Source organism: Arenimonas sp., assembly GCF_044353605.1.
In the GTDB taxonomy this organism is placed as follows: domain Bacteria; phylum Pseudomonadota; class Gammaproteobacteria; order Xanthomonadales; family Xanthomonadaceae; genus Arenimonas.
On the sequence record NZ_JBILBO010000005.1, the window covers coordinates 61620 to 84094 of the forward strand.

The window sequence follows — 22475 nt, forward strand, 5'->3', positions numbered from 1 at the left end:
TTTTAGCCCCATATTTTACCTTATCAGCCCCAAGCCGGTCGCATTTTCACGACCATTGCCTTCTCATTCCGTTATTTACTCTGCTTTTCCAGCGCTTTGAGCATATCGGCCGGATTCAGATAGCCGCCGATCTGGGCGCCATTGGCGGCATACACCGCCGGGGTGCCATCCACGCCGATTTTCTGGCCAAGCGTGAAATCGGCGCTGACGAAGTTGCTGCAGTTCTTTTTGGGCAGGGTTTTGCCGGCTTTGGACGAAGTCATCGCCACCTTGCGATCGGGCGCGCACCAGACGTTCACCGCTTTCTGGAAGGATTCGGAACCGATGCCGGCGCGCGGGTAGAACAGGTAATCGACGGCGATGCCGAGCTTGTTGTACTCGGCCATGTGCTCGTGCATCTTGCGGCAGTAACCGCAGTCGATGTCGGTGAACACGGTAATGCGGTATTTCGGCTTGGCCGGGGCGAAGCTGATTTTTTGTGCGGCCGGCACGGCGGCGAGGATGATGCGGCGCTCGCCCGCCTCGCTGGCCTCGGTCAGATTGGTGCGCGTATTCAGATCGATGATCGCGCCCTGGAACAGCAGTTTGCCGTCGTTGCTGACGTACAGAATCTGACCATCGACCACCACTTCTTTCAAACCGGCCAGGGGCGAAGGCCGGATAGCGGTGATTTTCACATTCGGCACCACGTTGGTGAGCGACTGACGGATGGCAGCATCACCGGCAGCGGCCGGAGCGGCGGCTTTCTTGGCCGGCGCCGGGGCAGTGCTTTGGGCACAGGCCGGCAGGCTGAACATCAACAAGGAGGCCATCAGGGTTCGGGAAAAGGTCATGGGTTACAGGTCCGATTTCAACAGAGGTTTATTCTGCCACATCGAACGTGAACACCGCGACAGCGCGGGACGAACGGCCGGACGAAGGGGATGGACGGCTCAGCCGCGCGGATGGTGGGCGCGGTGCATTTTCTTCAGGCCTTCTTTGGCGATCAAGGTGTAGATCTGGGTGCTCGACAGCGAGCTGTGACCCAACAGCATCTGCAGAGCCCGCAGATCGGCGCCGTGGTTGAGCAGATGGGTGGCGAAACTGTGCCGCAGCACATGCGGACTGACCCGCGCCGGATCGATCCCGGCCATTTGGGCGCGGCGCTTCAAGGCCGACCAGAACTGCTGCCGGGTCCAGCCGTGCCCGCCGGCATCGACGAACAGGACAGCGACCGAGCGCTTGCCCACCCGGGCCGGGCGCACCGCTTGCAGATAGCGTTCCAGCCAGTGCTGGGCTTCTTCGCCCATCGGCACCAGACGCTCCTTGCTGCCTTTGCCCATGACCCGCAACAGGCCCTGGCGCAGATTGACCGCGGCGGCCGGCAACTCCACCAGTTCGCTGACGCGCAGCCCGCAGGCGTACATCAATTCCAGCATGGCGCGCAGCGTCATGTGTTCCGGCGCCTCGCTACTGTCGGCACGCAGCAGCGCCTCCACCTGTGACTCGGACAGCGCTTTCGGCACCGGTCGCGGCAGGCGTGGCATTTCCAGCAAGCGGGTCGGATCTTCGTTGATGTCGCCGTTGCGTTTTTTCAGTGCGTAAAACGCGCGCAGGCTCGACAGCAATCGGGCATTGCTTTTGGCGGCATAGCCCTGGTTCACCCGCCAACCGAGATAATCGAACAGATCGGCCTGCGCGGCTGCATCAAGGCCTTTGCCGCGTGCTTCCAGAAAACCGGCCAAACCCAAAAGATCCCGGCGATAGCCGGCCAGGGTGGCGGCCGACAGACCATGCTCGGCCCACAGGCGCTCAAGGGCGACATCGACCTGGGCGCAGGAATCGGCAGCGACGGCGTCGCGGGCACGGGCGCGCTGGCGGATGGCATTGGTTTTGGCACTCATACCGAAAAGCTTAGCGCGGATGCCGGTTCACCGCTATGCTAATGCGCATGTCCGAGTCTCCTTCCCGCACAACTGCCGTTCCCGCCCATCTTGGCTGGCGCCTGCTGGCCTTGGTCTACGATGTGGTGATTTCCATTACGTTCCTGTTTGTCGTCAGCGCCCTGTCCTTGGCGCTGAAACCGGACCATCGCCCGGTCGAACCCGGCACAGCGGCGGCACTGTTGGTGTTCATCGCCCTGTGGGCGGTCATTGGTGCCTATGCCGTGCTGTCCTGGCGGCGCGGCGGGCAAACCATCGGCATGAAACCCTGGCGTCTGCAGGTCGTTACCGCCGAGGGCAATCGGCCGTCCTGGCGCGCACTGATGATCCGTTACGCGGTGACCAGCCTCAGTCTCGGGATGTCGCTGCTGTGGTGTCTGTTCGATGGCCAGCGCCGCGGACTGCATGATCTGGCCGCCGGCACGCTGTTGGTGCGACGCCAGACTTAAATCCGTTTTGCCAGATAACCCCAGCACAGCGCGAACACGCTCAGTGGCGCCAACACATAGGCCACGCGCACGTCGAAGCGGTAGACATCGGACAGGCTGACGAACAGACGTTCGAGCAGCATCGCGCTGACGCCGACTATGATGCCGAGGAAAAGACTTTTGCCCAAGCCGCCGGAGCGCAGTGATCCGAACGCGAACGGCAGCACCGCCAGACACAGCAATGCGATTTTGAACGGATAGAACAAACGCCCCCAGTAAGCGGTGGTGAACACGCGGGCATCGAGCTTGTTGCGTTCGAGGTAATCGATGTTGGTGCGCAGTTCGTGCAGGCTCAGATTGCCTGGACGCGACAGCGTGGCTTCCAGCGATTCGTTGGTAATTTGGGTTTTCCAGGGAATCTGGCCCATGCGCTCGAGAAGGACCGAATCCGGTTTGAAGGTGGTGCGTTGCACTTCGTTCAACTGCCAGTGATCGGACTGATTGCTGGCGGACTTGGCCTGGGTGATGGAAGCCAGCGCGCCGTCCTTGCCGACCCGATACAAGCGGACATCGGCCAGTTCCAGCCAAGCGGCATCGCCACTGCCCTTGGCCGAGCCGGAGCGGGCATTGAAATACAGATCGCCGTCTTTAGCCCACACGCCGGAGTAACGGGCCAGCGTGAACTTGCTGGCTTTGTGGCTGTTCAGACTAAGCGCCTGCTTTTCACTGGCGATGCCGACGGTTTCATTGGTGATGATCATCGCACCTGACAAGACCACAGCAGGCAGTAGTGCGCCGATGGCGATCTGCAGGCGCGAGACCCCGACGGAGGCCATGGCGATCAGTTCGGATTTTCCGGCGAGCTGTCCGAGGCCCAGCAACAGCCCGATCACCGACACCACCGGCAGCAGATCGTAGGCGCGCCGCGGTGTGGTGAACAGCGTACTCAACAAGGCATAGTTCAGCGTGAATCCGTTCTTGCCGACATCGGAAAAACTGTTGTAGAACGCATTGATCAGATCGAAACCGAGCAGTACCAGCCAGACCAGTGCGATGGTTTTCAGCACGATCAGCGCAAGGTATTCGGTCATCTCCCGGCCGATGCGGTTCATGCCGGCACCGCCTGCGGCTTCAGCCGGCCGTCACGCCGGTACAGCCAGTAACTCAATGCCGCCATCGGTAGCACCGCCCACCACAAGCCCAGAAACACCGGGATACTGCCGTTGCTGAGCAAGTAAGTGCCCGCCAACAGGCTCAGCATGCCGAGCAGATAGGCCATCACCGCGAACAGCACCAGACCATACTGCGGTTGCCGGGGCTCGCTGCGCGCCAACGGAATCGCCAGTAAGCTCAGAATGGCCGCGAACAAGGGCAAGGCAATCCGCCAGTGCAGTTCGGCCAGCGCCGCGGCATCGCCACGTTTGATCAAGCCCAGCGTGCTCACCGAATCCAGTTTGTTGGAGGGCTTGCTCTCGCCCGGTTCCGGCACTTTAATTTCGTTGACCTTGAATTGCACTTTGCGGAAATCACGGCGGCCGAGTTCACCTTCCATGCGGGTGCCGTCTTCCAAGCGCAGAATGCGGGCACCACCGACCAGACGCAGATCGCCTTTGCTGGCGGTGATGATGTCAAGGCGGCCGTTGTTCTCGCGTTGCACGAACAAATTCTTGAACTGCCGGCCATCACGGCTGAGTTCGGTCACGAACAGGATGCCGGACCTACCTGGCAGCTCGACGAAGCGCCCCGGCTCCAGCCCGGAAATCAGGAAACTGCGGTTGGCTTCTTCCACCATGCTTTTGGCTTTGTTGGCGGTGAACGGCACCAGCCACAGCGAGGCGAAGGCGATCAGCAGCACCAGCGGCGCGGCCACCCAAAGCACCGGCTTCAGCAATTGCTGGCTGCTGACGCCGACCGAGGCCAGCACTGCCATTTCGCTGTCGGCGTACAGGCGGGCGATGCCCATCATCAATCCGATGAACAGGGCCAGAGGCAGTACGAAGCTGATGAAGCGCGGCAAGCGCAGCACCAAGAGCTGCAGCATCAGCCCGGCCGGCACCTTGCCCCGCGAGATTTCCGCGATCAGATCGGTCAGAAAACCGCCTACGCTGATCAGGAACAGCACCGTCAGCACCGCAAACACCAGCTGGCTGAACTGTCTGAACAGGTAACGGTTGATCAGCGGCATCGGCACGGGCGGGGAAACTCGGTTCGGGATGATTTACAATAGCAGTTTACCATCATGCGCCCTGCTGGCGCCCGACCGAGAGAAGCCCCATGGCCCTGCGTTTTCTGCCGTCCCAAAGCCCCGTTCATACCGACACCAGCGATTGTGTGGTCATCGGCGCGTTCAATAATAAAACCTTTTCACCTTCCGGCACCGCGCTTGATGTCGCCGCCGGTGGTCGTTTGAAAGCCCTGGCCGAACGCGGTGACATTTCCGGCAAGACCGGACAGACGTTGTTGCTTCCCGATGTCGCCGGCGTTGCCGCGCCGCGTGTGCTGGTCATCGGTCTGGGCGATCCGGAAAAATTCGCCGTGCCGCAGTATCTGAAAGCCGTGGCTGATGCCGTGCGCGCCCTGCGCAGCGGTCCGGTCAAATCGGCCTACCTGACCCTGAGCGATCTGCCGGTGAAAGGCCGTGACACCGATTGGGCCGTACGTCAGGCACTGATCGCCGCCGATCACGCCGCATACGAATACACCGCCACCCGCAGTAAGAAAGCCAGCGTAACGCTGAGTGAAGTATCGGTGCATGTGGCCGATGCCCAGATGAACGCCTTCCGCCAAGGCGAAGGCATTGCCGCCGGCATCCAGTTCACCCGCGAGCTGGGCAACCTGCCGCCGAACATCTGCAATCCGTCCTATCTGGCCGAACAGAGTCTGCAGATCGCCGCCGAACACGACAACGTAACTTGCGACGTACTGGGCCGCGATGAAATGCAGGCGCTCGGCATGGGCTCGCTGCTGGCCGTGGCCCGTGGCTCGGCCAACCCGCCGAAACTGATCGTGCTGAAATACACCGGTGCCGGCGACGCCAAACCGCTGGCCCTGGTCGGCAAAGGCATCACCTTCGATACCGGCGGCATCAACCTGAAAGTCCAGGGCGGTATCGAAGAAATGAAGTACGACATGTGCGGCGCGGCTTCGGTGCTCGGCACGTTCCTGGCCTGCGCCAAACTGCAGTTGCCGATCAATCTGGTGACCGTGGTGCCGGCCGTGGAAAACATGCCGGACGCCGATGCGTATCGCCCGAGCGATGTGCTGACCGCGATGAACGGCAAGACCATCGAAGTCGGCAACACCGATGCCGAAGGCCGCCTGATCCTGTGCGATGCACTCACCTACGTGCAGCGTTTCGAACCGAAGGCGACCGTGGACGTGGCGACCCTGACCGGCGCCTGCATCATCGCGCTCGGCAAGTACGCCGCCGGCCTGATGAGCAAGCACGACGATCTTTCCGAAGAATTGCTTGCCGCCGGCGAAACGGTGTTCGACCGCGCCTGGCGTCTGCCGCTGTGGGACGAATACCAGACCCAGCTCGACTCCGTGTTCGCCGACATCTACAACATCGGCGGCAAGGGCGCAGGCGCGATTACCGCCGGCTGCTTCCTGTCGCGCTTCACCGAAGGCCAGCGCTGGGCACATCTGGACATCGCCGGCGTATCCAACGATGAAGGCCGCAAAGGCATGGCTTCCGGACGTCCGGTGGGTCTGCTGAGCCAGTGGCTACTTGATCAGGCCAAGCACTGAGCATGGCCATCCGGGCTGACTTCTACATGATCGCGGGCAAGCCCGCGTTCGTGGCGCAGCCCCTGCTGCTGGTGTGCAAGCTGGCCGAAAAAGCCGTGCAGTCCGGGCAACCCTGCCTGATCTTCTGCGACAGCGCCGAGCAGGCCGATTTTCTCGATGACCTGCTTTGGGAATTCGATGAGGACGCCTTCATTCCGCACCAGATTGTGGGCATGGAGGAAGACGAAGACATGGACGACACCCCGGTGTTGATCGTGCCGCCGGGCGTGGAGACCGGCATGCGGGCCTTGGTCATCAATCTGCGTAATGTGCTGCCGCCGGCCGGCTACCAACGCGTATTGGAGATTGTTCCGGCCGAGGAAGCGGCGCGCGAACCGGCGCGCCAGCGTTGGCTGGAGTACAAAAAGCTCGGACACGAACTCAAGCGCAACGAGATGTAAATAAAATCCCCGCCGCAGCGGGGATTTTTTCAGGCCAACAGTTCTTCTATTTCATCCGCCGCTTTCGGCACGCCATCGGTCAGATTTTCCGGCCCGGATTTGGTCATCAGGATGTCGTCTTCGATGCGGATGCCGATGCCCTGGTATTTGGCCGGCACGCCCGGCGTGCCCGGTGCGATGTACAGGCCCGGTTCGACGGTGAACACCATGCCCGGCTCGAGCAGACGCGAAGCGCCGCCGAGTTTGTATTCGCCCACATCGTGCACGTCCAGTCCAATCCAGTGTCCGGTCTTGTGCATGTAGAATTTTTTGTAGGCTTCGCTGGTGATATTTTTCTTCAGCGTACCTTTGAGCAGGCCGAGCGACAGCAGGCCGTCGGTCAACACCTCGACCGCGGTGGCATGGATGGTGTCGTACGGAACGCCGACACGAGCCTTGCTGATGCATTCGTTCTGCGCCGCCAACACCACCTCATACAGTGCGCGCTGGGCGGCGCTGAAGGTACCGGAAACCGGCCAGGTGCGGGTGATGTCGGAAGCATACAACGCGTACTCGGCGCCGGCATCGCACAGCAACAGATCACCTTTCTTCACCGGCGCGTTGTTGGCGCGGTAATGCAGCACACAGGCATTCGGGCCGCTTCCCACGATCGGTTCGTACGAGGCTACCGCGCCATGCCGGCGGTACACATGCTGCAACGCGGCCTCCACTTCGTATTCGAAGCGGGCGCTGCGGCTGGCCCGCATCGCGGCGATCTGCGCCTCAACGGCGATATCGGCGCTTTTGCGCATCAAGGCAATTTCGCCGGCGCTCTTGAACAGACGCAGCTCATCAAGCAGATGGCCCAACTCGAGGAATTCATGCGGCGGTTCGGCGCCCAGACGCTTCTGCGCGCACACCCGATTCAGCCAACCCATCAGCGCCAGATCGAAATCGGCATCGCGGCCGTAATGGTAATACACGCGCGAGCGGCCCTCGATCAGGCCGGGCAGGATGTCGTCCAGATCGGTGATCGGGTAGGCATCATCCACTTTCAGACCATCGACCGCGCCTTCCGGGCCTAGGCGCGGGCCATCCCAGGCTTCCTTTTCGGCATCGCGTTCGCGGCAGAACAGCAGGCACTCGCCCTGACGGCGGCCGGGGACCAGCACCAACACCGCCTCGGGTTCGTTGAACCCGGTCAGATACCAGAAATCGGAATCCTGACGGAACGGATAGGTGGTGTCTTTGCTGCGCAGACGTTCCTTGCCGGCCGGAATGATCAGAATGGCGCCGTCATCGGCCAAAGCCATCAGCCGGCGGCGGCGTTTGACGAACTCGGAAACGGCAATCATCAGTTCAGGCGCTGACGGGCGCGGCGGTTGACCACGCGCTCGTTGTAAAGAAGAACGGCCGCCACCCGGATGTATTCGCAGACTTCGATGAGCGCCTCTTCGTCGGCATCCGAATCCTCGTAATTGAGGTCGGAGGCGGCGATTTTGGCCAGATCCTGCAAGGCCTCATCGGCCTCATCCGACAACGGCTGGGTCGGCGTGGGCACCACGCCGAAACCGCCGAGGAAGCCCTGGCACCAATCAACCATCGCTGGACCGCGCTCGGAGACCGGCTTGTCGTCATCGGGCAGCAGCAAATCGAACTCGAAATCCATGACATCGCCGGCCAGCTGTTCGCTGACGGCATCGAAGAACGCGGCAAGCACCGCATCCGATTCGGCCTGGCCATCCAATTCGGCATCGGTCAATGCATAGGCGAGCCAGTTGCGCGGCGTCAGTTCGGCACCGGCGCACAGGCAGCCGGACAGTGCGCCATGCAGTTCGGCGGCGGAGATCGGAATGCGCAGATCGCCAAGCGCAGACTGGATGGCATCGTAATCGGGCATGGTGGTGGTCATCCGGACGCTCCTTTTTCCGCCTAGTGTAGCAAACGGCGGCGCAGCGGCGCGGGCTTGTCGAATCCCCGAAACACTCCTACACTGACAACAGCAGTCAATACAAGAAAACCAATGGGGAATCATGGATAAAGGGATCACGCCAGCGGCCGGCAACGGCAGTCATGCGCTTTCCGCAAACGCGGGGCGGCGGCGCTGATGGGATTGTTGCTGCTCAGCATCGGCTTCACCTTGGTCCTGCTGGTCTTCGCATGGCTGGTGAAACGCCGTGCCACCCTGATGCAGGACCAGATTGACGGCCAACGCCGGGATCTGGGTCTGGCCTTGCGCGGTACCGGCGAAGCCATCTGGATCTGGCATCTGGATACCCAGGAAATCACCCAGGTCGGTTTCGAGCCCTTGGTGGAAGGCGAATTTCCCAAACGCATCAACGCCATTGAATTCATCCAGGTGTTCATCCACCCGGAAGACGCCCCCGATTTTCAGCAGGCCATCGATGAACATCTGCGTGGCGACACCGCGGCATTCGATGTCAGTTACCGATTACGCCACTACCGCAAGGGCTGGATCTGGATCAACAGCCGTGGGCGTGTGGTCGAACATGGCCCGCACCGGCAACCGCTGCGCATCGCCGGTGCAAGCAAAGACATCAGTCACAGCCGCGATTCGGAAAGCGAAAGCCGGATCGCGCTCGAGGTCATGCGCAGCATGGCCGAGGCGGTGGCCGTGGTCGATCTGCATTTCCAGTTCGTTTCGATCAATCCGACATTCTCCAAGATCACCGGCTACAGCCGCGACGAAATCATCGGTAAGGGCGGGCACCTGCTCAATTCCGACCAGCATGATCCGCAATTCTACGAAGACGTCCAGCGGCAACTGCAGGAGACCGGGCACTGGTCGGGTGAACTCTGGCAGAAGCGCAAGGACGAAGGCGAATTCCTCTCGCAGGTGGATGTCTCGGAAGTGCTTGATAGCCGCGGCCAGCGCAGCCACTTTGTGGCCGTCGTCAGTGACATCACCGATCGCAAACGCATCGAACAGGAACTGATCCAGCTCGCCAAGTACGATGCCCTGACCGGCCTGCCCAGCCGCGGCCTGCTGATTGAACGCCTGAGCAAAGCGATCATCAAAGCCCGGCGCAGTCAGGGCCGGGTCGCCGTGCTGTTCCTCGATCTCGACAACTTCAAGAACATCAATGACTCGCTCGGCCACACTGCCGGCGACCGCCTGCTGGTGGTGGTGGCCCAGCGCCTGCTGGCGGCCACCCGTGATTTCGGCATGGTTGCACGGCTGTCGGGCGATGAATTCGTCATCATGGTGGAGGCGCCGGAAAGCGACCGCCAGATCAGCGAAGTGGCCTCGCGGGTACTGGCGCAGTTCAGCAACCCCATTCTTCTGAGCGAGAATCATGCCGCCAACCTGACCGGCTCGATCGGCGTCAGCGTGTTCCCGGATCATGCCCAAACCCCTTCCGATCTGCTGAAGTTCGCCGATATCGCGATGTACCAGGCCAAAACCGAAGGCCGGAACACCGTCCAGTACTTCAGCGAGGAAATGGACGCCAAGTCGCGGCACCGCGCGCAGCTGCTCGGCGCACTCAAGATGGCGCTGATTCGCGACGAGTTCCAATTGCATTTCCAGCCGCGCCTGAGCCTGGAAACCGGCAACATCACCAGCGTCGAAGCGCTGCTGCGCTGGAACAGCGCCGAGATGGGTAGTATCGGCCCGGATGTGTTCATTCCGCTGGCCGAAGAGTCCGGGCAAATCATCGAAATCGGCGAATGGGTACTGAAGGAAGCCATCGGCACGCTGAGCCGCTGGCATGGTTTCGGTTTGAACCATCTGGGCATGTCCATCAATGTTTCGGCGCTGCAACTGCTGCGTTCGAAACTGGCCGGCCAGATCAGTATCCTGATCGAAAAATACGCCATTCCCGAATACTGCATCGAACTGGAAATCACCGAATCGATGGTGCTCAGCCAGAACAGCCAGCCGCTGTCGAATCTCTGGGCGTTGAAGGACCTCGGTGTGACCCTGTCCCTGGATGACTTCGGAACCGGCTACTCCTCGCTGTCCTATCTGAAACAGCTGCCGATCGACACCCTGAAAATCGACAAGAGTTTCATCCGTGAAATCGGCCCGAACGCCAACGACAACATGCTGGTGGAAACCATCATCGCACTCGGGCATTCGCTCGGCATGGTGATGATTGCCGAAGGCGTTGAAAGCGAACAACACCTGCAGATGCTCAAGCAGTTCGGCTGCGACGAGATCCAGGGCTATTGGTTGTCGCGGCCGCTGCCGGCCGAACAATGTCTGGCCTTCATCCAGGAGCACGAGCAGCGGCGACGGACCCTGTCGACCCCTGCGGCTTGACGCCGCCGTCATTGCCCACTAGGGTATGGGGATGAGTTTATTCCCCGACCACGCCCAGCAGATCCAGGATTTGGCCCAGCGCCTCGATCGCCTGCTGGAAGCGACCGCGCGCCTGACCGCTGAAAACACCGGCCTGAAACAGCAACTCGAGCAACTGACCAGCGAACGTAATGCCCTGCAGGGCAAGACCGAACTGGTCCGTCACCGCGTTGAAAGCATGCTCGGCCGCCTCAACGACATGGAGCGCAGCGATGACCGGTAATATCGTGACCATCAAGGTACTCGACCGCGATTATAGCGTCGGCTGCCCACCGGACCAGGCCGAGAGCCTGCAGGCCGCAGCCAAGTATCTGGATGCCCAGATGCGGGAGATTCAAGGCGGCAACAAAACCGTCAGTCTGGAACGCGTGGCCGTGCTGGCGGCGCTGAACATCGCGCACGACCTGCAGATACTGAAAGACGGCCGCGTCAAATCCGATGCCGTCATCGGCCGCAACCTCGGCGACATGAACCGCAAGCTCGACGATCTGTTCGACAGCCTTCCGCGCTGACCTCGCCGTCACCCCTTCGCGCTATAATGGCATTGCGTCCTCTGCCGTGTTCGACAGCGTGCTCAACATTAGCCCTTGACCCATAAACACGACCCGGGAGTCGCTCGAACCGTCGGTGTGCATGTCCGCCTGAGTTGCGGAAAGCCTGAAGACGGCAAGGCGACACCCACTTGATCCTAGGGATCAAGGTCGTTGGCAGGCATCGGCATGGTGGAGGACTCCTTATTCCGGGAACCGGGCATGCGCCAAGCACTGCGACAGCACCTCAAAGCCGAACGCCTGCGGATTGCACCGGCCGCGCGCATGGTTGCGGCCGAAGCGGTCGCCATCACCATTCTCGAACACCTGCCCGCCTCCGGCGGCTATCTGGCCGGCTACTGGGCGGCTGGCGGCGAACTGCCCCTGCATATCCTTCAAATGCGCCTGCCGGCGAATTGGATCTGGTGCCTGCCGGTCTTGCTGCCCGAAAAAAAACTCGGTTTTGCACCCTGGCGTGGCGGCGATGCATTGGGCAGCAACCGTTACGGCATCCCCGAGCCGATGCTATCGGCGGATGCCTGCCTGAAACCGGAAGACCTGCACGCCGTCATTCTGCCGTTACTGGGATTCACTGCGGACGGCCTGCGTTTGGGCATGGGCGGTGGTTACTATGACCGCAGCTTTGCCTTCCGCAAGCACACTCCCGCACCGCCCCTGTTGATCGGCGCCGCCTATGCCAGCCAGGAGCTCGACGCCCTGGACGCGCAGGATTGGGATGTCCGCTTGGATGCCGTGGCGACTGATCGTGGCTGGATCGACTGTTCCCCTGAGGACTCTGACTGATGCGTTACTGGTTGATGAAATCCGAACCCGATGCCTTTTCCATCGATGATCTGGCCAAGGTCGGGCAGGAACCCTGGAGCGGCGTACGCAATTACCAGGCGCGTAATTTCATGTGGAAGGACATGCGTATCGGTGACGGCGTGTTCTTCTACCACTCCAATGCCAAAATCCCCGGCATCGTCGGGCTGGCGAAAGTGGCCAGCGCCGCCTATCCCGATCCGACCCAGTTCGATCCGGACTCAGACTACTTCGATCCGAAAGCCACGCGCGAGAATCCGCGCTGGTTTCTGGTCGATGTGGCCTTCGAACGCCGGCTCAAGCGCGAGCTGAGCCTGGAAGAACTGAAAACACATACGTTGGCGCTCGGCGATTTCGCCCTGCTCAATCGCGGCAACCGCCTGTCCATCGTCCCGGTCAGCAAAGCCCAATGGCAGACCGTCCTCAAACTGGAAAAAACCAAATGACCCCCGAACAAGGCAAACAGGCTTCGGCCGAACGCGCGCTCGACTACGTGCAGGACGGCAGCATCGTCGGCGTCGGCACCGGATCCACGGTCGCTTACTTCATCCAGGGCCTCGGCCGCATCAAACACCGCATCGAAGGCGCGGTCTCGAGCTCGGAACAGAGCACGAAACAGCTGAAGGATCTCGGCATTGCCGTACTTGATCTGAACGCCTCCGGTCCACTCGGCCTGTATGTCGACGGGGCCGACGAGTGCGATCCGCATAACCGCCTGATCAAAGGCGGCGGCGCGGCACTGACCCGCGAGAAAATCATCGCGGCGGCCAGCACGCAGTTCATCTGCATCGTGGATCCCTCGAAGCTGGTACCGGTGCTCGGCCGCTTTCCGGTACCGGTGGAAGTGATTCCGATGGCGCGCTCGCATGTCGCCCGTGAAATCGTCAAACTGGGCGGCCAACCGATCTGGCGCGAAGATGTGGTCACCGACAACGGCAACTGGATCCTCGATGTGCATGGTTGGTCAATCACCGACCCGGTGAAACTGGAAAGCGATCTGAACGCCATTGTCGGCGTGGTCTGCAACGGCCTGTTCGCGGCGCGCGGTGCCGATCTGGTCATTACCGGCGGCGAAATCCGCGCATGAATTGACGCACCAATGAATTCGTCCGGCATTCAATAAAAAACCCGCCTTCCGGCGGGTTTTTCGTTTGATGCGTGAAACCGATTAACGTTTCGAGAACTGGGTAGCGCGACGTGCTTTGCGCAGACCGACTTTCTTACGTTCCACTTCACGGGCATCGCGGGTCATCAGGCCGGCTTTGCGCAGATCGGATTTCAGGGTGTCGTTGTATTCCACCAGGGCGCGGGCGATGCCCAGACGGATGGCGCCGGCCTGGCCGGTGATGCCGCCGCCTTCGACCGTCACGTTGACGTCGAACTGTTCGGTGGTCTGGGTCAGTTCCAGCGGTTGACGGACGATCATGCGCGAGGTTTCGCGACCGAAGAATTCGTCAATGGCGCGACCGTTGATGACGATGTTGCCCGAGCCCTTGCGCAGGAACACGCGGGCGGTGGAGGATTTGCGGCGACCGGTGCCGTAGTTTTGCTGAACAGCCATGATGATTTACCTGTAGGTCTTTCAGATGTCCAGCGCTTGCGGCTGCTGGGCGGTGTGGGGATGCTCGGAGCCTTTGTAGACTTTCAGCTTCTTGAACATGGCGCGGCCGAGCGGGTTCTTCGGCAGCATGCCCTTGACCGCGGTTTCAATCACGCGTTCCGGGTGGGCGGCCAAAGCCTGCGACAGGTTTTCCGACTTCATGTTGCCGATGTAACCGGTGAAACGGTAGTACATCTTGTCCTGAAGCTTCTTGCCGGTGACGGCGATCTTCTCGGCGTTGATCACGACGATGTAATCACCGGTATCCACGTGCGGGGTGAATACGGGCTTGTGCTTGCCGCGCAGGCGACGGGCGAGTTCCGAGGACAAACGACCGAGTGTCTTGCCGCTGGCATCTACGATGTACCAGTCTTGCTGAACGGTTTCGGGTTTGGCGCTGACGGTCATGGCTTTCATGACGGGCTCCAACAAAATCAAGTGAATAAGAAGCGGAATGATAACCCGAATTCCGGACTCGCGCAAGCCCTTGTGCGTCCCGTGTTAGGATTTGAGCCATGCTTCCCGTCCTGAAATCCCCGTCCCGTGCCGATCTGGCCCGGCAGTGCGTGAAATGCGGCCTGTGCCTGCCGCACTGCCCGACATACGCCCTGGCCGGCATGGAGGCCGAGTCCCCGCGCGGACGCATCATGCAGATGGCCGATTTAGCCGAAAACCCCGGTCAAGCCGGCGTTTTCAAGCACTTGGACGCCTGTCTCGGGTGCCGGCGTTGCGAATCCGTCTGCCCAGCCGATGTGTCCTATGAGCAGCTTCTGGTCGAAACCCGCGTAGTGCACCCACCGGCCCTGACATGGCGTGAAAAGGCCGCGCTGTGGCTGATGGCGCATAAATCGCTGCTGAACGGGGGCCTTGGATTCTATCGGACGGCTTATCCGATTCTGCCAACGCGTTGGCGGCCCCTGCCGCGACCACCGGCAGCAAGCGCCGATCCGGCGCCTGCTCGCAGCCGGAATGCGATTTTTACCGGTTGCGTGGCCAACAGCTACGAACATCATGCCCGCACGGCATTGCTGCAACTGTTGCAGACCTTGGGCGATGATGCGGCCATCCCTTCCACTCCGGGCTGCTGCGGTCAGGCCGCGCGCCATGCCGGGCAGACTGCACGGGCGGCAAGCTTGGCCGCCACCAATCAGTCCGCATTCTCCAGTTTCGATCGGGTGTTGGTGCTGGCCAGCGGATGTCGCAGCGCTTTGCAGGACAGCGCCGGGGTTCCGGTCGTAGATGCCATGACCTATCTGGCCGAGCGTGCGGAAAAACTGCAATTCCGCTCGGCGCACGGCCGGCATGTCGCCCTACATACTCCATGCACGGCGTCTTTCCACGGACCCGGCAACGCCGTTCACGCACTCCTGTCCAGGATTCCGGATCTGCGCATTACCGTCTTGCCCGATACCGGGTGCTGCGGCGGCGCCGGCCTTCATCAACTGGCAGATCCGGATCGTGCCGCCAGCTTGCGTGCGCCGGTTCTGGCTGCCATTCCGGAGACCGCCGATGTGTTGCTCTCAGCCAATATCGGCTGCCGTCTGCATCTGGCTGGCAAGCTCCCGGTTCAGCACCCGATCGAATTCATGGCAAACTATCTGCTATGACTTTCCAACGCCATACGTCACCACTCGACCGCATTCTGGGTGAATTTCAGCACGCCCTCAATACCACCGCAGGCGTGGTCACCCGTTCGGCCGATGGTCCGGCGGCACGCGCCAATCCGGCAGCAGACGAGCGCGATCTGGAAATGTCACCGGCACAGATCCGGCACAGTGCCGGATTGATGCGTATCAATCACACCGGTGAAGTCTGCGCCCAAGCCCTCTATCTGGGTCAGGCGCGGGTGGCTGAAAGTTCGGAGACGCGCGCGCAACTGCTGCATGCCGCCGACGAAGAAGCCGATCATCTGGCCTGGTGCGATGCCCGCCTGAAAGAACTCGACAGCCGGCCCAGCCTGTTCAATCCGATCTGGTATCTCGGCAGCTACGCCATCGGCCTCGGTGCCGGCCTGAAAGGGGATGGTTGGAATCTGGGTTTCGTTTCCGAAACCGAGCGCCAGGTGGAAGCGCATCTGGCCGAACACCTCGACACGCTTCCGCCGGAGGACCGGCGCAGCCGTGCCATCCTGTCGGTGATGAAGGATGATGAGATCCGCCATGCCGAACACGCCGAAACCCATGGCGCCCGCAAACTGCCACCGCCTATCCCGGCATTGATGGCGCTGTCTTCGCGCTTCATGAAGGCCATCGCCTACAGGTTCTGAACGAAAAACCCACGCAGTCGCGGGGGTTTTACATGAAACCATGCACGATCTCAGTCGGCCAGATTGCGGCCGTGGTAGAGTTCTTCGATTTCGCGACGGACCTGCAACTCGATGCGCTGGCGCTCCTTGAAGCTCAGGCTCTTGGCCTTGCCTTCGAAAAGATAAGTATCGAGATCGAATTCCTTGACATGCATCTTGGTGTGGAACAGGTTTTCCTGATACACATTGACGTCCATCATCTCGTAATGCGCCTTGATGTCCTTGGCGAGGAAATCCTGGATGGAGTTGATCTTGTGATCGATGTAATGCTTCTTGCCTTTGATGTCGCGGGTGAAGCCACGCACGCGGTAATCGGTGACCACGATGTCGGAATCGAAACTCTCAATCAGGTAATTCAGGGCCTTCAGCGGTGAAATCACGCCGCAGGTGGCTACATCGATGTCGGCACGAAAAGTGGCGATGCCGTTGTGCGGATGCGTTTCCGGATAGGTGTGCACGGTGATGTGTGACTTGTCCAGATGCGCGACCACGGCATCCGAAATCAGCTCCTTGCCGGCGGCCTTCTTGTCGATGACCGGTTCCTCGGAAATGAGAATGGTCACCGAGGCGCCCTGCGGATCGTAATCCTGACGCGCCACATTCAGGATGTTGGCGCCGATGATATTGGCCACTTCGGTCAGGATCTGGGTCAGACGCTCGGCGTTGTAGACCTCATCGATATACTCGATATAACGCTGACGCTGGTCTTCCGACGCGGCGTAGCAGATGTCATAGATATTGAAACTCAAGGATTTCGTCAGATTGTTGAATCCTTGCAGGCGCAACCGGGGCAGTGGCTTGACCAACGCAGTATTCCTTGGATATGAGTGGCGGTGAGGCGCAATTATCGGATATCTACCCCCAAATGCAAGCATTTTCTCCCCAAAAGCCCCACGGCACTTGAGCTGAACGGCACTCTGGGAGTATTCTGATGCTAGCAATCCGCTGATCTGGCAATCCATGACCGAGCTCAATACGACCGCCTCCGCCCCCCCTTTCGAGCTGGTGAAAACCGAACTGGAGATGGATGATGTCGCGCTGAAAGCCTTTCTCAGCCATACGCACAAGCGCCGCTATCCGGCGAAAACAGATGTTTTCCGTCCGGGCGATCCAGCCAGCTCACTCTTCTTCGTCATCAGCGGATCCCTGACCATCAACACCGAAGAGCCGGAAGGCCGCGAACTGGTGCTGGGCTACGTCAACCCCGGCGAATTCATCGGTGAAATGGGACTGTTCTTCAAAGTCGAACGCCGGGAAGTCGTTTTGCGCACCAAGGGTCCGTGCGAACTTGCTGAAATCGGCTACGAGTCCCTGCGCCAGCTGTTCACCCACCAGCTTGCCCAGGAAGGCCCTAAAATCATGTTTGCCATCGGCGCCCAGATTTCCAAGCGCCTGCTGGAAACCAGCCGTAAGGCCAGCCGGCTCGCACACTTGGATGTCGCCAACCGCATCCTGCGCACCCTGCACGACCTCAGCCGCGAACCAGATGCGATTCGGCACCCCGATGGCATGCAGCTCAAGGTTTCACGCCAGGAACTGGCGCGCATCACCGGTTGCTCGCGCGAAATGGCCGGCCGCGTTCTCAAGCAGCTGCAGCAGAAAAACCTGCTGACCGCACGCGGAAAAACCATCGTCCTGTTCGGCAGCCGCTAACTAAATAAGGCCCGCAATTCGGCGCCCGGATCCTGGGCGCGCATCATCGCCTCGCCCACCAGGAACACATCAATCCCGTTGGCGCGCATCAGTGCCACATCGTCCCGGTTTTTGATGCCACTTTCAGTAACCACCAGACGGCCATCCGGCACGGCACCCTTCAATGTCAGTGTCGTCTGCAAACTGACTTCGAAACTGCGCAGATTGCGGTTATTGATGCCGATCAACGGAGAATCGGCCTTTAACGCACGCGCCATTTCATCGGCGTCGTGCACTTCCAATAGCACATCCATCTGCAGCATACGGGCCAGCTGGGTATAGCTCTGCAGCTGCGCATCGGTCAACGCCGCCGCAATCAGCAGGACGCAGTCGGCGCCCAGTACGCGCGCTTCGTAAATCTGGTATTCATCGACGATGAAATCCTTGCGCAGCACCGGCAACGCACAGGCATCCCGCGCCTGCTGCAGATAGATGTCGCTGCCCTGGAAAAAGTCGACATCGGTCAACACCGACAGACAGGCGGCGCCGGCGCCGGCATAGCTGCGGGCAATCGACTCCGGATCGAATTGTGCGCGGATGACACCCTTGCTCGGGCTGGCCTTCTTGACTTCGGCGATGACCGCCGGCAGGCCGGCATCGCGCTTGGCCTGCAATGCGGCGTTGAACCCGCGTGGCTCCGGCATGTCATTGCAGCGCGCAATCAGCTGCGCCTGCGTGGCATATCTGCGCCGCAGTGCGACTTCCTCGTGTTTGCGGGCCAGAATGCGTTGCAGGATATCGGCCATCAGCGCCCGCCGAGGACCCGGGTGGCGTCGATGAACTGGCGCATTTTGGCGGAAGCCGCACCGGAGTGCATCGCCGCCCGGGCCTTCTCGATGCCATCGGGAATGTTCTTGGCCTGTCCGGAAACATACAAAGCAGCACCGGCATTGAGCGCTACGATGTCATGCGCGACGCCGGCCTCGGCCGTGAAGGCGGCTTCCAGCATGGCTTTGGATTCAACCGCATTTTCAACCCGCAGATTGCGCGTGGAGGCCATGGCCAAGCCAAAGTCCTCTGGATGGATTTCATACTCGCGGATCTGTCCGCCACGCAGCTCACCGACCAGCGTCGCCGCGCCCAGGGATATTTCATCGAGCCCGTCGCGGCCGTACACCACCAGTGCGCGTTCGGCGCCGAGACGCTGCAACACGCGAATCTGGATACCGACCAGATCGGGGTGGAAAACGCCCATCAGCACGTTCGGCGCATTGGCCGGATTGGTCAGCGGACCGAGGATGTTGAAGATGGTTCGCACGCCCATCTCGCGGCGAACCGCAGCCACATGTTTCATGGCCGGATGGTGATTGGGTGCAAACATGAATCCGATGCCGGTGCGGTTCAGGCATTGGCCGACCTGTTCGGGCGTCAATTCGATATCGGCACCGAGGGCTTCCAGCACATCGGCGCTGCCGGATTTGGAAGACACGCTGCGGTTGCCGTGTTTGGCAATCTGGGCACCGGCCGCAGCCGCGACGAACATCGCGGCTGTGGAAATATTGAAGGTGTGCGCACCATCACCGCCGGTGCCGACGATGTCGACCAGCCCGACGCCCGGCGGCGTCGGCACCTTGACCGCGAACTCGCGCATGACCTGGGCGGCACCGGTGATCTCGCCGATGGTTTCCTTCTTCACACGCATGCCGGTCAGGATGGCGGCAATCATCACATCGGACACTTCGCCACGCATGATCAGCCGCATCAGCGCGACCATTTCGTCATGGAAGATCTCGCGATGATCGATGATGCGTTGCAGGGCTTCTTGCGGATTCATGCGCGCGTCTCCGGGGCATGCTGCTGCAGGAAATTGCGCAGCATGGCGTGTCCGTGTTGGGTCAGGATGGATTCGGGATGGAACTGCACACCCTCGACCGGCAGGGTCCGGTGGCGCAGCCCCATGATCTCGTCAAGGCTGCCATCCGGGTTCTCGGTCCAGGCGGTGACTTCCAGACAGTCCGGCAGCGTCGCGTGTTCCACCACCAGTGAGTGATAGCGCGTCGCCTCGAAGGGTGACGGCAGTCCGGCGAATACGCCGAGCCCCTTGTGGTGGATCATCGAGGTTTTGCCGTGCATGATGGTTTTGGCACGCACGACATTGCCGCCGAAGGCCTGCCCGATGCTCTGATGGCCGAGACAGACGCCAAATACCGGGAAACGCCCGGACAACTGTTCCAGTACCGGAACACAGATGCCGGCCTCGTTCGGGGTACAGGGGCCCGGCGAGAGTACGATGTAATCCGGCTCCAGCGCCGCGGCCTGCGCGACCGTGAGCGCATCGTTGCGGACGACGTCCACGGCCTGACCCAACTCGGCGAAATAATGCACCAGGTTGTAGGTGAAGCTGTCGTAGTTGTCGATCATCAAAAGCATGGTGGGAACCCCGTTTACAGACAGTTATTATCGCATGCCGGGGTGTTTTTCATGTCAATCCATCCATAAGGATGTGAGCTTGCCGATGTTTCGCTGGATATCCGATTTCCGGCAATGTTCAAAGCCGGCCTCACGCATTTCCTGCGGGTAGGGCTGAGAGAGAATACGTTTCGCATCGTGAATGTCATCGAACAGAAAGCCAGCCGGGCCGATGAACTGGCGAAGATCGGGCCGGATGTTCTGCATCAGAACCCCAAGACCGGCCGCCTGCGCCTCGGCTATCGCCATCGGCCAGCCGACACTGGCTAATTGACGATCGGCGGTATAGACCAGCCAATCATGTTGCTTGTAAACCGCCGGCATGGCCTCCGGCTCAACGGTCGCGTGGAAATTGACTGGCGAACCCATGCGGCGGTTCAGATCCTGAAGGCGCTCGGTGTTGAATCCAATGGGGCAGAGGGAAAACCGCCGCTCCGGCATCGATTTCGCAAGTGCAAGATAGGCAGGCATGTTCTTCTTCGGGATGCAGGCTCCCATGTTAAGGATGCCTTCTTGGTTCGGCGATGTATCGTAGAAGCGGTCAATCGGCACCACCGGCCAGTCCTCAATCACCTTATCTTCGGGATACCCCGCCTTGAGAAGACGTTCGGCAAGGAAAGGGAACGCCAGAATGCCGGCGCAATGCGATGATGTCACGAATGGCAACCAGCGACGGAGGCCATCGTCATCCAGTCCCAGTACATCAAATGAATGCGTTCTGAGCGTAAAACGGACATTCGCCTTCTCGGCGGCCTCATGCAGAATATCGATCTGGTGCAGATAATGGCCGTGAATGACCTCGGGCTGGAATTCGGCCACAATCCGGTCCAGATCGGAAGGCTGCTCGATCATGTCATACGGCAAATGGTGTCGGTACATGGCCTTCGAGCCACCAATGCTGGCAATACGCACCTCATGCCCCGCCAATAATGCCCGCAGTTCGTTCTCCTTGTAGGTCTGGGAGAGCGTGGGGTAATGCTTGAAGATTGCAAGGACGCGCATACCGATGATTCCTTTAGTACACCGCTAAGCTTCGGATTTCCGAGTGAATGGCCTGCAAACGGCTTCGTCCGCCCAGAAAGCCCAATTCGACCAGAAAACTAAACCCGGCAACATCACCGCCGGCATCGCGAATCAATTGAGCGGCCGCTTCGGCCGACCCGCCGGTGGCCAACAGATCGTCATGAATCAGCACGCGCTGGCCCGGGCTGACAGCATCACAGTGCATTTCGATGGTGGCACGCCCGTATTCGAGTTCGTAACTGTGGCTGATTTTGTCGGCAGGCAGCTTGCCGGCCTTGCGGATCATCACGAACGGCTTGCCCAGACGCAAAGCCAAGGCATTGCCGAACAGAAACCCGCGGCTCTCGATACCGGCCACCGCATCCAAAGGCACATCGCGGTAGCATTCGGCCAGGGCATCCAACACCTGGTTGGAAAGCTCCGGATGCAGCAGCAGGGTGGTCACATCCTTGAACAGGATGCCTTCCTTGGGGAAATCCGGCACATCGCGGATGGCGGACTTGATGCGGGATTCGAGCGACATGGCTTACTTGGCCGCGATTAGATACACCACGTACACGTCTTTGCTGACCATGATCTGGCCTTCTTCCAACGTGTCGCCCAGTGCCGGCGGTGCGGCTTCAGCATCCATTCTGCGGTACATGGCTTTGGCCTCAAAACCGACGCTCGGCGCTTCCTGTGAGATGGAATGGATGCCGATGATTTTCTGGCCGAATTTTCCGAGCAGGATTTCCGCTTGGTTCTTTACATCGGCCACGGCAGCATCGAGCAGCTCCGCTTCCACCGCTTTCTGCGTGCTCAGCGATGGCGAAATGCCACTGACGCGGATCTCTTCACCGGCCGGCACCTGCGCCAGAAATTTCTGCAGGCTTTTCTTGTCGTTGAATTTCGCTGAGATGTTGCGGGTCACCTGATTGCCGGTGAACACATTGCGCTGGGTGGTGTTGTCGTAGCGGTATTCGGGATTGATGCTGATATTGGTGGCGGTGATCTGTGCCGGCTTCAGACCGGCGGCCTTCAGATTGCCGACGATTTCACCGGTTTTCTGCTCGACCACCGCACTGGCTTCCGAGGTGGACAGACTGGACTTGTGCACGGTGATGCCGACCTCGAAGCGGTCGGGCGCCAGGCTGCGCTCGGCATGGCCGCGCACCACCACGTAGGGCGATGCCGGAAGCGATTGTGCGGCGACGGTGCCGGCAAACATCAGAGCAATTAACGCATAGACCAATCGGATTTTCATAGATACTC

The 22475-nt window shown here is 60.5% G+C and carries 27 protein-coding genes and 1 other RNA gene; 13 read left to right on the top strand and 15 right to left on the bottom strand.

Features of this window, described 5'->3' with window-relative positions; all coding sequences use genetic code 11:
- Positions 1–71: 71 nt before the first annotated feature.
- Positions 72–833 carry a DsbC family protein gene (locus ACIQ1A_RS04570; protein WP_395769890.1) on the bottom strand — a complete coding sequence of 254 codons (762 nt, stop codon included), beginning with the start codon at positions 831–833 and terminating at the stop codon, positions 72–74.
- 99 nt (positions 834–932) lie between these two features.
- A complete protein-coding gene (gene xerD, locus ACIQ1A_RS04575; protein ID WP_395769891.1) occupies positions 933–1883 on the bottom strand; it encodes a site-specific tyrosine recombinase XerD in 951 nt (316 codons plus the stop codon).
- Positions 1884–1930: 47 nt separating this feature from the next.
- Here xerD and ACIQ1A_RS04580 point away from each other — a divergent pair, with 47 nt between their 5' ends.
- Positions 1931–2371 carry an RDD family protein gene (locus ACIQ1A_RS04580; protein ID WP_395769892.1) on the top strand — a complete coding sequence of 147 codons (441 nt, stop codon included), beginning with the start codon at positions 1931–1933 and terminating at the stop codon, positions 2369–2371.
- On the opposite strand, the gene lptG is transcribed toward ACIQ1A_RS04580, so the two are convergent.
- Both lptG and lptF read right to left on the bottom strand, forming a co-directional pair.
- On the bottom strand, positions 2368–3462 hold the full coding sequence (gene lptG, locus ACIQ1A_RS04585; RefSeq protein WP_395769893.1) for an LPS export ABC transporter permease LptG: 1095 nt from the start codon (positions 3460–3462) through the stop codon (positions 2368–2370). The genes ACIQ1A_RS04580 and lptG overlap by 4 nt on opposite strands.
- Positions 3459–4535: an LPS export ABC transporter permease LptF gene (gene lptF, locus ACIQ1A_RS04590; RefSeq protein WP_395769980.1), complete on the bottom strand. Its 1077-nt coding sequence runs from the start codon at positions 4533–4535 to the stop codon at positions 3459–3461. Before lptF ends, lptG begins: the two co-directional genes overlap by 4 nt.
- Positions 4536–4624: 89 nt before the next feature.
- On the opposite strand from lptF, the gene ACIQ1A_RS04595 reads away from it, so the two are divergent.
- Both ACIQ1A_RS04595 and ACIQ1A_RS04600 read left to right on the top strand, forming a co-directional pair.
- Complete coding sequence (locus tag ACIQ1A_RS04595) at positions 4625–6100, top strand: leucyl aminopeptidase (RefSeq protein ID WP_395769894.1); 1476 nt, start codon at positions 4625–4627, stop codon at positions 6098–6100.
- 2 nt (positions 6101–6102) lie between these two features.
- Complete coding sequence (locus ACIQ1A_RS04600; RefSeq protein WP_395769895.1) at positions 6103–6540, top strand: DNA polymerase III subunit chi; 438 nt, start codon at positions 6103–6105, stop codon at positions 6538–6540.
- 29 nt (positions 6541–6569) lie between these two features.
- Here ACIQ1A_RS04600 and ACIQ1A_RS04605 read toward each other — a convergent pair whose 3' ends face one another.
- Together ACIQ1A_RS04605 and ACIQ1A_RS04610 are read right to left on the bottom strand one after the other, a co-directional pair.
- A complete protein-coding gene (locus tag ACIQ1A_RS04605; RefSeq protein ID WP_395769896.1) occupies positions 6570–7874 on the bottom strand; it encodes an aminopeptidase P N-terminal domain-containing protein in 1305 nt (434 codons plus the stop codon).
- Positions 7874–8431: a UPF0149 family protein gene (locus ACIQ1A_RS04610; protein ID WP_395769897.1), complete on the bottom strand. Its 558-nt coding sequence runs from the start codon at positions 8429–8431 to the stop codon at positions 7874–7876. Before ACIQ1A_RS04610 ends, ACIQ1A_RS04605 begins: the two co-directional genes overlap by 1 nt.
- 195 nt (positions 8432–8626) lie before the next feature.
- Between ACIQ1A_RS04610 and ACIQ1A_RS04615 the strand changes: the two genes are divergently transcribed.
- The 7 genes from ACIQ1A_RS04615 to rpiA all read left to right on the top strand — a co-directional run bounded on the left by ACIQ1A_RS04615 (position 8627) and on the right by rpiA (position 13282).
- Positions 8627–10804, top strand: coding sequence for a putative bifunctional diguanylate cyclase/phosphodiesterase (locus tag ACIQ1A_RS04615; protein WP_395769898.1), 2178 nt, complete (start codon positions 8627–8629; stop codon positions 10802–10804).
- Positions 10805–10835: 31 nt separating this feature from the next.
- A complete protein-coding gene (locus ACIQ1A_RS04620) occupies positions 10836–11066 on the top strand; it encodes a hypothetical protein (protein WP_395769899.1) in 231 nt (76 codons plus the stop codon).
- Positions 11056–11355, top strand: coding sequence for a cell division protein ZapA (locus ACIQ1A_RS04625; RefSeq protein WP_395769900.1), 300 nt, complete (start codon positions 11056–11058; stop codon positions 11353–11355). The genes ACIQ1A_RS04620 and ACIQ1A_RS04625 overlap by 11 nt, the downstream gene beginning before the upstream one ends.
- Positions 11356–11390: 35 nt before the next feature.
- Positions 11391–11576, top strand: a non-coding RNA gene (ssrS, locus tag ACIQ1A_RS04630) — 6S RNA.
- Between the two features lie 19 nt (positions 11577–11595).
- Positions 11596–12177: a 5-formyltetrahydrofolate cyclo-ligase gene (locus ACIQ1A_RS04635; protein ID WP_395769901.1), complete on the top strand. Its 582-nt coding sequence runs from the start codon at positions 11596–11598 to the stop codon at positions 12175–12177.
- Positions 12177–12641: an EVE domain-containing protein gene (locus ACIQ1A_RS04640; RefSeq protein WP_395769902.1), complete on the top strand. Its 465-nt coding sequence runs from the start codon at positions 12177–12179 to the stop codon at positions 12639–12641. Before ACIQ1A_RS04635 ends, ACIQ1A_RS04640 begins: the two co-directional genes overlap by 1 nt.
- Positions 12638–13282 carry a ribose-5-phosphate isomerase RpiA gene (gene rpiA, locus ACIQ1A_RS04645; RefSeq protein WP_395769903.1) on the top strand — a complete coding sequence of 215 codons (645 nt, stop codon included), beginning with the start codon at positions 12638–12640 and terminating at the stop codon, positions 13280–13282. Before ACIQ1A_RS04640 ends, rpiA begins: the two co-directional genes overlap by 4 nt.
- Before the next feature lie 81 nt (positions 13283–13363).
- On the opposite strand, the gene rpsI is transcribed toward rpiA, so the two are convergent.
- Positions 13364–13756 (bottom strand): 30S ribosomal protein S9, encoded by a 393-nt coding sequence (gene rpsI / locus ACIQ1A_RS04650; RefSeq protein WP_395769904.1) that lies wholly within the window; start codon positions 13754–13756, stop codon positions 13364–13366.
- A 21-nt stretch (positions 13757–13777) separates the two neighbouring features.
- Positions 13778–14203: a 50S ribosomal protein L13 gene (rplM, locus tag ACIQ1A_RS04655; RefSeq protein ID WP_395769981.1), complete on the bottom strand. Its 426-nt coding sequence runs from the start codon at positions 14201–14203 to the stop codon at positions 13778–13780.
- A gap of 107 nt (positions 14204–14310) precedes the next feature.
- Between rplM and ACIQ1A_RS04660 the strand changes: the two genes are divergently transcribed.
- Complete coding sequence (locus ACIQ1A_RS04660; RefSeq protein WP_395769905.1) at positions 14311–15402, top strand: (Fe-S)-binding protein; 1092 nt, start codon at positions 14311–14313, stop codon at positions 15400–15402.
- A complete protein-coding gene (gene coq7, locus ACIQ1A_RS04665; protein WP_395769906.1) occupies positions 15399–16061 on the top strand; it encodes a 2-polyprenyl-3-methyl-6-methoxy-1,4-benzoquinone monooxygenase in 663 nt (220 codons plus the stop codon). Before ACIQ1A_RS04660 ends, coq7 begins: the two co-directional genes overlap by 4 nt.
- Positions 16062–16111: 50 nt before the next feature.
- On the opposite strand, the gene speD is transcribed toward coq7, so the two are convergent.
- Positions 16112–16906 carry an adenosylmethionine decarboxylase gene (speD, locus tag ACIQ1A_RS04670; RefSeq protein ID WP_395769907.1) on the bottom strand — a complete coding sequence of 265 codons (795 nt, stop codon included), beginning with the start codon at positions 16904–16906 and terminating at the stop codon, positions 16112–16114.
- A gap of 154 nt (positions 16907–17060) precedes the next feature.
- On the opposite strand from speD, the gene crp reads away from it, so the two are divergent.
- Positions 17061–17753: a cAMP-activated global transcriptional regulator CRP gene (crp, locus tag ACIQ1A_RS04675; RefSeq protein WP_395769908.1), complete on the top strand. Its 693-nt coding sequence runs from the start codon at positions 17061–17063 to the stop codon at positions 17751–17753.
- On the opposite strand, the gene trpC is transcribed toward crp, so the two are convergent.
- Genes trpC through ACIQ1A_RS04705 form a run of 6 tightly spaced genes read right to left on the bottom strand, consistent with a single transcriptional unit; the run spans position 17750 to position 22467 of the window.
- The gene (gene trpC, locus ACIQ1A_RS04680; protein ID WP_395769909.1) at positions 17750–18538 is read right to left on the bottom strand and encodes an indole-3-glycerol phosphate synthase TrpC; all 789 of its coding nucleotides are present in this window, start codon (positions 18536–18538) and stop codon (positions 17750–17752) included. The genes crp and trpC overlap by 4 nt on opposite strands.
- Entirely contained in the window at positions 18538–19566 is a 1029-nt protein-coding gene (trpD, locus tag ACIQ1A_RS04685; protein ID WP_395769910.1) for an anthranilate phosphoribosyltransferase, read from the bottom strand. Before trpD ends, trpC begins: the two co-directional genes overlap by 1 nt.
- Positions 19563–20162: an anthranilate synthase component II gene (locus ACIQ1A_RS04690; RefSeq protein ID WP_395769911.1), complete on the bottom strand. Its 600-nt coding sequence runs from the start codon at positions 20160–20162 to the stop codon at positions 19563–19565. Before ACIQ1A_RS04690 ends, trpD begins: the two co-directional genes overlap by 4 nt.
- A 54-nt stretch (positions 20163–20216) precedes the next feature.
- The gene (locus ACIQ1A_RS04695) at positions 20217–21203 is read right to left on the bottom strand and encodes a glycosyltransferase (RefSeq protein ID WP_395769912.1); all 987 of its coding nucleotides are present in this window, start codon (positions 21201–21203) and stop codon (positions 20217–20219) included.
- A 13-nt stretch (positions 21204–21216) separates the two neighbouring features.
- A complete protein-coding gene (locus tag ACIQ1A_RS04700; RefSeq protein WP_395769913.1) occupies positions 21217–21747 on the bottom strand; it encodes an adenine phosphoribosyltransferase in 531 nt (176 codons plus the stop codon).
- A 3-nt stretch (positions 21748–21750) separates the two neighbouring features.
- Positions 21751–22467: an SIMPL domain-containing protein gene (locus ACIQ1A_RS04705; protein ID WP_395769914.1), complete on the bottom strand. Its 717-nt coding sequence runs from the start codon at positions 22465–22467 to the stop codon at positions 21751–21753.
- Between the last annotated feature and the right edge of the window lie 8 nt (positions 22468–22475).

Coding starts and splice junctions, on each gene's coding strand:
- ACIQ1A_RS04695 (WP_395769912.1), bottom strand. CDS start 21,203: ATGCGCGTCCTTGCAATCTTCAAGCATTACCCCACGCTCTCCCAGACC.
- ACIQ1A_RS04620 (WP_395769899.1), top strand. CDS start 10,836: ATGAGTTTATTCCCCGACCACGCCCAGCAGATCCAGGATTTGGCCCAG.
- ACIQ1A_RS04600 (WP_395769895.1), top strand. CDS start 6,103: ATGGCCATCCGGGCTGACTTCTACATGATCGCGGGCAAGCCCGCGTTC.
- ACIQ1A_RS04605 (WP_395769896.1), bottom strand. CDS start 7,874: ATGATTGCCGTTTCCGAGTTCGTCAAACGCCGCCGCCGGCTGATGGCT.
- ACIQ1A_RS04640 (WP_395769902.1), top strand. CDS start 12,177: ATGCGTTACTGGTTGATGAAATCCGAACCCGATGCCTTTTCCATCGAT.
- trpD (WP_395769910.1), bottom strand. CDS start 19,566: ATGAATCCGCAAGAAGCCCTGCAACGCATCATCGATCATCGCGAGATC.
- rplM (WP_395769981.1), bottom strand. CDS start 14,203: ATGACCGTCAGCGCCAAACCCGAAACCGTTCAGCAAGACTGGTACATC.
- ACIQ1A_RS04625 (WP_395769900.1), top strand. CDS start 11,056: ATGACCGGTAATATCGTGACCATCAAGGTACTCGACCGCGATTATAGC.
- ACIQ1A_RS04580 (WP_395769892.1), top strand. CDS start 1,931: ATGTCCGAGTCTCCTTCCCGCACAACTGCCGTTCCCGCCCATCTTGGC.
- ACIQ1A_RS04660 (WP_395769905.1), top strand. CDS start 14,311: ATGCTTCCCGTCCTGAAATCCCCGTCCCGTGCCGATCTGGCCCGGCAG.
- lptF (WP_395769980.1), bottom strand. CDS start 4,535: ATGCCGCTGATCAACCGTTACCTGTTCAGACAGTTCAGCCAGCTGGTG.
- ACIQ1A_RS04635 (WP_395769901.1), top strand. CDS start 11,596: ATGCGCCAAGCACTGCGACAGCACCTCAAAGCCGAACGCCTGCGGATT.
- crp (WP_395769908.1), top strand. CDS start 17,061: ATGACCGAGCTCAATACGACCGCCTCCGCCCCCCCTTTCGAGCTGGTG.
- ACIQ1A_RS04610 (WP_395769897.1), bottom strand. CDS start 8,431: ATGACCACCACCATGCCCGATTACGATGCCATCCAGTCTGCGCTTGGC.
- trpC (WP_395769909.1), bottom strand. CDS start 18,538: ATGGCCGATATCCTGCAACGCATTCTGGCCCGCAAACACGAGGAAGTC.
- ACIQ1A_RS04615 (WP_395769898.1), top strand. CDS start 8,627: ATGGGATTGTTGCTGCTCAGCATCGGCTTCACCTTGGTCCTGCTGGTC.
- lptG (WP_395769893.1), bottom strand. CDS start 3,462: ATGAACCGCATCGGCCGGGAGATGACCGAATACCTTGCGCTGATCGTG.
- ACIQ1A_RS04690 (WP_395769911.1), bottom strand. CDS start 20,162: ATGCTTTTGATGATCGACAACTACGACAGCTTCACCTACAACCTGGTG.
- ACIQ1A_RS04570 (WP_395769890.1), bottom strand. CDS start 833: ATGACCTTTTCCCGAACCCTGATGGCCTCCTTGTTGATGTTCAGCCTG.
- ACIQ1A_RS04700 (WP_395769913.1), bottom strand. CDS start 21,747: ATGTCGCTCGAATCCCGCATCAAGTCCGCCATCCGCGATGTGCCGGAT.
- rpsI (WP_395769904.1), bottom strand. CDS start 13,756: ATGGCTGTTCAGCAAAACTACGGCACCGGTCGCCGCAAATCCTCCACC.
- xerD (WP_395769891.1), bottom strand. CDS start 1,883: ATGAGTGCCAAAACCAATGCCATCCGCCAGCGCGCCCGTGCCCGCGAC.
- ACIQ1A_RS04705 (WP_395769914.1), bottom strand. CDS start 22,467: ATGAAAATCCGATTGGTCTATGCGTTAATTGCTCTGATGTTTGCCGGC.
- ACIQ1A_RS04595 (WP_395769894.1), top strand. CDS start 4,625: ATGGCCCTGCGTTTTCTGCCGTCCCAAAGCCCCGTTCATACCGACACC.
- rpiA (WP_395769903.1), top strand. CDS start 12,638: ATGACCCCCGAACAAGGCAAACAGGCTTCGGCCGAACGCGCGCTCGAC.
- coq7 (WP_395769906.1), top strand. CDS start 15,399: ATGACTTTCCAACGCCATACGTCACCACTCGACCGCATTCTGGGTGAA.